Raw genomic sequence first — 5,231 nt, 5'->3', positions numbered from 1 at the left:
CTGCCCCGCTCGGACAGACCACCACCATCCGCGTATCGCATCACTCCTGCGTAGACCACAAGCCGATCACGACCACGCAGGACACGCCGAGAACCACATGATCAACCCTGGCCTTTCAAGATCTGTAACAGACCGCACTCCCGCCTCGATCGCAAGGCAGAAGTGCGGAATTGCCCCAACTGTCGGGCGAGAAGTCAGCACCGCAGCTCTGACCTGCACATTGATCTATCGCAGCTTCATACCTGTTGATCAAGCCATGCCAACGACGCAGCTGTCGCTGCCTGCGGAGCAATGCTGCCGGGGGAGTCCGGTCACTTGATGGACTCATGTGTTCGACGTTCACACGACCGACGCGGACTGGCGATGGGAGGATGTGTGGGAGGAAAATGGGAGAATCCATTGAGCCGCAAAGGAACTCACCTGCGTCGAACCTATTGGCCGTCCTGGTACGCGATGTCTAGCAGTCCCTTGGGTTTCTCGCGCTGGGCGACGGCCAGAGCGAGGTCGGCGCCGGCGGTCAGGAGAGCGCTCCGCAGCCGGTCCACCGCGTCTGGTCGATCGATTGCGTCCCGGACCAGGTCGGTGATCACGTCGGGAGAACCGTCGGCGAAGACCAGTGCGCGGCTGCTGGTCCAGGGAACAGTCCATGCCGCAACACCCGCGGTGACCAGGGCCTGGCCGACGACCGCGTACACCGCGTCGAACCGGGCGGCCGGGTGCGGTCCTTCCGCCAGCAGGGCGAACACGGCCTCGCAGGTCACCGGATCGACGGGCAACGCCATCGCCGCTGCGGCGGCGTCGTGCTCGGCCAGGAGCTCCAGCCACGCCTGCCACGGCACAGGCTTCCCCGGACGGGAGTTCGGGGGCGTCACCCGCACGAAGAGGGAGGTCGGATCGGAGAGCAGTTCGGCAGGAGCGCCTTCGACGGGCCGGGGCTCCTCGGTCAGCCGTTGCAACAAGGCCAGCCGTTGCCGAAGGGCTGGGTGCGAGTCGCGCCGACCGACGTCAACGGGCGGATGCTCGCGACGTCGTGCGATCACGGCCCGGTAGCCACTGTTGTCGAGTATGGCTCGAAAAGGACTGAACACCTCGTTGGGGATCACGCGCAGCCGCTCCATCGGCTCGACGAACCTTGTGCGGAAGTCCGCCCACGCCGCGGCCGTGGCATCGGCGGCCCGAAGGGCGTCGGCGAGGACGGCGGGCCCGGCGATCCGGGCGGCGGCCAGGTCGGCGTCGATCTCCTGGCGCCGCCGGACAGCCAGCGAAATCAGGTCGTAGAGGCGGCCATAGGCGCTGAGCAGGCCCCAGACCAGGAATCCTGCCGACCAGCGGAGGAAATCGTTGCCCCGCACGCTGTCAGCCAGTTCGCGGCGAGCGCCGACCAGTGCGGTGTGACCCCGATAGGTGATCGAGCCCAGCCGCGTGTGGCCACGGACGTAGTGGCCGAACTCGTGGCACAACACCGCGCGCACTTCGTCGGTGGTGAGACCGAGCAGCAGCGGCACGCCGACGTAGAGTCGGCGCCTTCCCGGCAACAGACCGAGCATCCGCGCCTCTTCGTTCACGGCCGCGTTGGGCTCGGCGGTGAGCCGTATCTCGACGGGCGTCGCAGTGCCGAACCGGTCGGCGACCTCCCGCACCACGGACCACAGGCCAGGCGCCTGCTCAGGGGACACTGTCACCGAGCCGGGAAGAACCGCCCGTGAACCACTGGCCGAGACCATGCCTCGAAGCATGACGACGATGGCGGCTCCGAATGCGGCGAGCTGCGCGTAGTCCTCCCACTCGAGAGCACTGCGCACGGGGGTCAACAACGCCAGTGCGCACAGTTGCACGTAGAAGACGACGATTCCGACGACGAGCAGGTACAGGCCGACCAGGAGTGCCAGCGCGAGGACAGCCAGAACGATCATCGGATCTTCTCCGCCCTGGCCGACACGTTGCGACGGATCCGGTCCCGCCCGGGCGCATGAGCGGCGATGCGGTCGGCGAGCCAGGCTCCCGTCGCGTCGAGCAGGGCCTCGATCAGGTCCCGGTCGATCTGGTGTACGAGTACCTGGCTCGGGACCAACCGGTCGAACAGGTACTCCTGTACCCCCGTCACGCCGAGCGACTTCCGCAACGCCTCCCGGGCCTGGGCGATCGTTGCGCCCACCGTACCCAACGCGATGCCCAACTCCTCGGCGATCTCGCGGTGCGTCAAGCCCTGCACGCAATGCGCTACCAGGACAAGCCGCCGGCGCTTGGACAAGGCGGCAATCGCGGTCAGCACCGCTTTGACCAGCACGACCTGTTCCGGGTTGCCGCTGCTCGCCCGCCACGCCTCGAGTTCGACAGTGGCCAGCGACAGACGCCGCCACCGGGCCGAGGCCTTCCAGATCCGCCGGCGCACCACAAGGTGCACCCACGCCACCGGGGCGTCGTACCCGCTGACCCTGTCCCAGCTCCGCAGCGCCTCGACGTAGGCTTCCTGAACGGCGTCCTCGGCGTCATGCCTGTTGGCAGAGAGCATCAACGCTTGTGCCAGCACCCTGGGCAGCGACTCGGCGTAGAACGACTCGAAGTCCAGAGATTCAGGCGCCGCCGTCACCAGGCACCGCCCGATCGCACGATCAGCACGCTGTCGGATCGCCGATCCACCACCAGCGACGGCCCCGCACAACGCACGACGGCGGCGATGCTCCGCGCCCGTTCCCGCTCCCAGCGCACCGTAGCCCGCGCGGTGAGCACCTTCGACACCAGTCGCGCCAGCACGACCAGCACTGCGATCAAGGTGTATGGATCTGGCATCGCGGAACCCCTGTCCGATAGCGTCAGCGCGCTCTGCACTGATCTTCACACCAGTAACAGCCCACACGGGCCGGAACCTTTAGTCGCCGAGTCGACTTTCTGCGACCGGGGAGGACGTCATGCGTTCACATCCTGATCTCGGTGCCGTGGTGAGCACCCACCCGGTCGACAACCGCACGCGGCACCGGACCGGTCGACGGGCCGGCGCGGTGGGCCTGGCCGGAGTCCTGGTACTCATCGCGGAGTGGGTCGACGGTGTGCCGTTCTCGGCAGCCGGGACTGTGGCTCCCCTACTCGCCGGCCCCACCATCACCGCCGCCGCGATGTTGCTGATGCGTGTGTTCCGTGGCGGAGACGACGAGGGCTTCACCGTTCACGTCAACGGTCTGTCACACGTGAACCGGTCAGGCACGCGGTCCTGGCGGTGGGAGGAGATCGCGCACATCCGGGTGCGCAGACCACGCAGACGCGACCCCCTCACGGACTACTTCGGCACCGACATTCGAGGCACGATCCGGCCCCGCACCGGTCGTTCGCTCAGATTCGACGGAATGACATACGACTACGAAACACTGATCTCAACAGTGAACGCCCACTGCGACCCCGCGCCACCCATCACCTTCCGCGAACGGTCCCACCTGGCTGCTCCTCACCGTGGGAGCCCTGGCGGCGATCGCTCTGCTGGCGCTCTTTGCCGCACCGTCGGCCGGCGGTGATGCGGCCCCTGTGATCCTGACGGTCATGGCAGGCACCGCCTGCCTCGTCACCGCCGTCTTCGGGGTCGTCAAGGCGCTGCAACTCACCTGATCGTTCTTCAGCGGCTGTGGGGTTGTACTTGCCGAAAATGCCGTCCGTGCAGGTCAGGCGGCGTGGTGGTGCTCGTTGAGGATGCCGCTCAGTCGTTGCCGTCGGCGGATGTCGAGTCGGGTGACGGCTGTTTGATCGGTGGTCGGTTGTGGCAGCGGGTGTAGTGGTCGGGCGTTGGCGATGCCCTGGTGTGGTCGGTGGGTGTTGTAGAACTGCTTGTACTCGCGCAGGGCGTGGAGCGGGTGCTGCTGGATTCAGATCAGTGTGCGGTCGAGCAGTTCCCGCTGGCAGTTCCGGAGCTGGCGTTTCATGATCGCGTTCATCCGTGGTATTCGGACGCCGCTGAGGACGACCTGGATGCGCGCGTCGGTCAGAATGGTGTCGAACAGGGCGGGGGTACTTTCCGTCGCGTTCGCGGATCAGGAACCGCACGGAGCTGCTCGCGCCTTCGAGGTCCATGACGAGGTTCTTCGCGGCTTGGGCGACCCGGGAGGCGGTCGGGTGCGCGGTGGCGCAGATGACGCGGATCCGGCGGCTGCTGTGTTCGATGACCGCGAGTATGTACAGGCGGGTGCCGCTCAAGGTGAGGGTCTCGAAGAAGTCGCAGGCCAGCAGGGCGTCAGCCTGTGGGCGAAGGAAGGCCGACCAGGTGGTGGAGGCGCGCTCGGGCGCGGGATCGATGCAAGCGTCCTTGAGGATCTGCCAGACAGTGGAGGCGGCGACCTTGATGCCGAGTACGAGTAGTTCGCCGTGAACGCGGCGGTAGCCCCAGATGGGATTCTCCCGCGCCAGGCGTAGCACCAGAATGCGAATCGAGCGAACGGTTCGCGGGCGGCCGGGACGCCTGGGACGGGACTTGGCCGCGTGGCGTCGCGCGAGAAATCTCGGTGCCAGCGCAGCACCGTCTCAGGGCGGACCAGCAGCCGGAACCGACAAAGCGTCTTGGTCGAGAGCCGGTGCAACAGCGCTGCGAGGAACGCTCGGTCGCCGGGGAGAACCGCGGCCGAGTCCGGCCCAGTTGGCGTTCCAGGACGGTGATCTGGTGTCGTAGCGCCAGGAACTCCACGTCCTTGTCCCGGTCGCTCACCGGCGGCAGGCGCAGTAGCGCGAACGCGTTGGTCACACCCAGGTAGACCAGTCGGAGCAGCACGGCTGCTCATCATGCCGTGCCCGGCCAACATCGCCGCGGACTGCGGCCGCACGCATAGCACTTGGAGCCTTCATGCCTCGCCCGCCTTCAACCTGCATGGATGAGGTTGCCGGGAGGAACAGGGGTCGGGTGCACGGTGGCGCCCGGAATCCTGATCCGGAGTGAGGCCATGACGTTGTGGTCCTCGCTGACCCGGGGAGCCGGCGATGGGTGTCTCTGAGGATCTGCCAGATGGTGGAGCCGGTGCTGGCTCTCATGTCGAAGTAGCCCGTTCGGCGCAACTGGTGGTAGGTGTTGCAGGTTTCCTCGCCGCCGGCGGTCCTGTGGGTGAAGGGAAAGGGAGTTGACCATGACACTGAAGCCGTAAAAGATCAAGGTGTTGCTTTCGATCTTGGTGCTCGTTGGTCTGGTATGGCGATCACGCGGGAGGTCCTGTCGCAGCTCGGGTGCCGGTTCGCGGCGCTGTTGCCGCACCTGAACGAGC

The 5,231-nt window shown here is 66.7% G+C and carries 6 protein-coding genes; 3 read left to right on the top strand and 3 right to left on the bottom strand.

Going from position 1 to position 5,231, the window contains the following annotated elements; translation table 11 throughout:
- Positions 1 to 431 precede the first annotated feature (431 nt).
- From FM051_RS49580 to FM051_RS49570, 3 genes are read right to left on the bottom strand one after another with little or no spacing between them, the layout of a single operon-like run.
- The gene (locus FM051_RS49580) at positions 432 to 1,913 is read right to left on the bottom strand and encodes a M48 family metallopeptidase (protein ID WP_158854891.1); all 1,482 of its coding nucleotides are present in this window, start codon (positions 1,911 to 1,913) and stop codon (positions 432 to 434) included.
- A complete protein-coding gene (locus FM051_RS49575) occupies positions 1,910 to 2,590 on the bottom strand; it encodes an RNA polymerase sigma factor (protein WP_158854889.1) in 681 nt (226 codons plus the stop codon). The genes FM051_RS49580 and FM051_RS49575 overlap by 4 nt, the downstream gene beginning before the upstream one ends.
- Positions 2,587 to 2,763, bottom strand: coding sequence for a hypothetical protein (locus FM051_RS49570; RefSeq protein WP_158854887.1), 177 nt, complete (start codon positions 2,761 to 2,763; stop codon positions 2,587 to 2,589). Before FM051_RS49570 ends, FM051_RS49575 begins: the two co-directional genes overlap by 4 nt.
- A gap of 681 nt (positions 2,764 to 3,444) precedes the next feature.
- Here FM051_RS49570 and FM051_RS49565 point away from each other — a divergent pair.
- The 3 genes from FM051_RS49565 to FM051_RS52965 all read left to right on the top strand — a co-directional run.
- Positions 3,445 to 3,597 carry a hypothetical protein gene (locus FM051_RS49565; RefSeq protein WP_158854885.1) on the top strand — a complete coding sequence of 51 codons (153 nt, stop codon included), beginning with the start codon at positions 3,445 to 3,447 and terminating at the stop codon, positions 3,595 to 3,597.
- Between the two features lie 309 nt (positions 3,598 to 3,906).
- Positions 3,907 to 4,341: a hypothetical protein gene (locus FM051_RS49560; protein ID WP_158854883.1), complete on the top strand. Its 435-nt coding sequence runs from the start codon at positions 3,907 to 3,909 to the stop codon at positions 4,339 to 4,341.
- Positions 4,342 to 5,038: 697 nt separating this feature from the next.
- Positions 5,039 to 5,231: hypothetical protein (locus FM051_RS52965; protein WP_238413261.1), on the top strand; the 193-nt coding region annotated here is incomplete at its 3' end.

Source organism: Saccharothrix deserti (genome assembly GCF_009769385.1).
GTDB lineage: Bacteria > Actinomycetota > Actinomycetes > Mycobacteriales > Pseudonocardiaceae > Actinosynnema > Actinosynnema deserti.
Note: the sequence above shows the minus strand (reverse complement) of the source record. Positions and strands in the feature narration are given on the sequence as shown.

Bases quoted from the DNA above. Each gene is read 5' to 3' on its own strand.
- FM051_RS49580 (WP_158854891.1), bottom strand. From the start codon at position 1,913: ATGATCGTTCTGGCTGTCCTCGCGCTGGCACTCCTGGTCGGCCTGTAC.
- FM051_RS49560 (WP_158854883.1), top strand. From the start codon at position 3,907: ATGATCGCGTTCATCCGTGGTATTCGGACGCCGCTGAGGACGACCTGG.